This is a genomic window from Candidatus Micrarchaeia archaeon (genome assembly GCA_041650355.1).
Taxonomy (GTDB): domain Archaea; phylum Micrarchaeota; class Micrarchaeia; order Anstonellales; family Bilamarchaeaceae; genus JAHJBR01.
Map to the genome: position 1 here is coordinate 1 of JBAZLI010000102.1, position 2810 is coordinate 2810.

The 2810-nt window shown below is 53.8% G+C and carries 4 protein-coding genes; 3 read left to right on the plus strand and 1 reads right to left on the minus strand.

Features of this window, described 5'->3' with window-relative positions; genetic code table 11:
• The 3 genes from WC488_05335 to WC488_05345 all read left to right on the plus strand — a co-directional run.
• Positions 1–219, plus strand: a 219-nt coding sequence (locus WC488_05335; GenBank protein ID MFA5077819.1) for a hypothetical protein, incomplete at its 5' end; no start/stop codon positions are given.
• 9 nt (positions 220–228) lie between these two features.
• Positions 229–1653 (plus strand): V-type ATP synthase subunit B, encoded by a 1425-nt coding sequence (locus WC488_05340; protein MFA5077820.1) that lies wholly within the window; start codon positions 229–231, stop codon positions 1651–1653.
• An 18-nt stretch (positions 1654–1671) separates the two neighbouring features.
• Positions 1672–2310, plus strand: coding sequence for a V-type ATP synthase subunit D (locus WC488_05345; GenBank protein ID MFA5077821.1), 639 nt, complete (start codon positions 1672–1674; stop codon positions 2308–2310).
• A gap of 5 nt (positions 2311–2315) precedes the next feature.
• On the opposite strand, the gene WC488_05350 is transcribed toward WC488_05345, so the two are convergent.
• On the minus strand, positions 2316–2810 hold a 495-nt coding region (locus WC488_05350), incomplete at its 5' end, for a tRNA 4-thiouridine(8) synthase ThiI (GenBank protein MFA5077822.1).

A 2810-nucleotide genomic window follows, 5' to 3' on the forward strand; every position in this document is an offset into this window, starting at 1 on the left:
AGCTTCAAGAAGCAGAACATGATGCTGAAATGCATAATGGCCTTCCACGACAAGGCGATGCACGCGGTGGACATAGGGGTGCAGCTCAAGAGAATCCAGGGCGTGCCCGCAAGGACTTCCATAGGGAGGATGAAGGAGATAAGCGAGGCCGAGCTCCCGAAATTCAGCGAGCTCATAAAGGAGATAGAATCCGACTTCGCGCAGGTTGCCAAGAAATAGGTGGTTCGCATGAAAGAATACAAGACCATTAACCAAATCGCAGGCCCGCTGGTTTTCGTTGAGGGAGTTAGCGGAGTGAGCTACGGCGAAATAGTGGAAGTTATACTGGGCAGCGGCGAGAGGAAAAAAGGCCAGGTATTGGATGTTAGCGAGAGCATAGCCGTTGTGCAGGTGTTCGGCACCACCGCCGGGATAAGCACCACCCAGAGCTCGGTCAAATTCCTCGGCGAGACCATGCGCGTCGGGCTTTCCACCGACATGCTCGGAAGAGTGTTCACAGGAATGGGCGAGCCCAAGGACAAGGGGCCCAGGATAGTTCCTGAGAAGAAGCTGGACATAAACGGGCTTCCGATAAACCCGTATTCGAGAGCCACTCCCGCGGATTTCATCCAGACCGGAATTTCCACGATAGACGCGATGAACACCCTCGTGAGAGGGCAGAAGCTCCCGATTTTCTCGGTTTCAGGTTTGCCGCACAACCAGCTCGCGGCGCAGATTGCGCGCCAGGCGAAAGTGCGCGGCACAGAAGAGGACTTCGCGGTCGTTTTCGCGGCTGTAGGAATAACGCACGAGGAAGCGTCCTTCTTCATGCGCGACTTCGAAAGGACAGGGGCGCTGGAGAAATCCGCGATATTCCTAAACCTTGCAGACGACCCGAGCGTGGAAAGGATAATCACCCCGAGAATTGCGCTCACGGTCGCGGAATACCTCGCGTTCGAGCACGACATGCACGTTCTAGCGATAATCACGGACATGACCAACTACTGCGAGTCCCTGCGTGAAATCGCAGCAGCGAGGCAGGAAGTGCCTGGAAGGAGAGGATACCCGGGATACATGTACACGGACCTTTCCACAATTTACGAGAGGGCGGGAAGGGTGAAGGGCAAGAAGGGGACCGTAACACAACTTTCAATACTCACGATGCCAGGGGACGACAGGACGCACCCGATTCCGGATTTGACGGGTTACATCACCGAAGGGCAGATAGTGCTCGCAAGGGACCTGCACAGGAAGAACATCTACCCGCCGGTGGACGTGCTTCCCTCGCTTTCCAGGCTGATGAGCCTTGGTATCGGGCCTGAGAAGACCCGCGAGGACCACAAGGGCGTTTCGGACCAGATGTACGCCGCTTACGCGACCGGGAGGGATTTGAGAAGCCTGAGCGCGGTCGTAGGGGAAGAGGCGCTCACCGAAAGCGACAGGAAGTTCCTGCGCTTCGCCGACGAATTCGAGAACAAGTTCGTGAGGCAGGGCCCGTACGAGGACAGGACGATAGAGAGGACCCTGGACCTCGGATGGGAGCTCCTTTCGCTGCTCCCAGAAGAAGAGCTGAAGAGGGTGAAGAAGGAGCACATCGCCAAGTATCTCCATGGAAGGCAGAAAAAAGAAGAGCCGAAGCCGGAGGAGAAATCCCCTTCGAAGGAAAAGAAGTGAATTTGAGCGGATGATGAGATGGCAGAGGAGCCGAACCCAACCAGGATGGAACTGCTGAAGATAAAGGACAGAATCTCCCTTGCCCGGAAGGGCCACAAGCTCCTGAAGCAGAAGCGGGACGCGCTCATTCTCGAATTTTTTAAAATCCTGAAAAAATCAAAGGACATAAGGTCCGAACTGAATCTGCGCATGAAGGACGCATACGCTTCCCTCGCGGTTTCCGAGGCCCACCATTCGGCTTTCGAGCTTGAAGCGGTCGCGCTCTCGAACAGGAGGAAGATGGACGTGGACGTGCAGGTGAAGAACGTGATGGGAGTGAAGATACCCAATATCACCTCATCCATAGAGCACAAGCCCTACCTGGACCGGGGCTACTCGATAATCGGAACCACGGCGATGCTGGAAAAGACCATGGAGCAGTACGAGGACGTGCTGGACATGGCAATCCAGCTTGCTGAAACCGAGATTGCGATAAAGCGGCTCATAGGCGAGATAGAAAAGACCAAGAGAAGGGTGAATTCGCTGGAATTCATAATGATTCCAAGGCTCGAAGGCCAGCAGAAGATGATTTCCTTCAAGCTTGATGAGCTGGAAAGGGACAGCTTCGTTTCCCTGAAAGTGATAAAGAGGAAATTGGATAAGGAAGCAAAGCGCTGATTGAATCAAATCTCAAGGATTTTCGCATTCTCCATTGTTTTGCGCACTATCCCAGTCATATCTATTTTTTCAGCGATTTTATCCACAAAATCAGCATCCGCTCTCGTTTCCGGATTGGGCGCCGCAACGAGCGAGCAGCAATCCTTGTACGGCTTTATTGAAATCCCGTACGTCCCTATTTTTTCCGCAATTCCTATTATCTCGCTCTTGTCCATCCCAACCAGCGGCCTGAACACAGGCATTCCCAGCCCCCTGTTTACCGCATAAATGTTCTCTAATGTCTGGGAGGCCACCTGGCCCAGCGAGTCCCCGCTCACTATGGCGAGCGCATCCTCCTTTTCTGCTATTTCCTGCGCCAGCAAGTAGATGAATTTCCTGAACAGCACCAGTTCGTATTTCGGCGGCATGGAGAGCGTTTTTTTGTAAAATTCCGAATAATCTGCCAAGTATAGTTTCGTTTTCGCGCTCCCGCCCCATTTCGCCAGCTCGGCCGCAAGCTC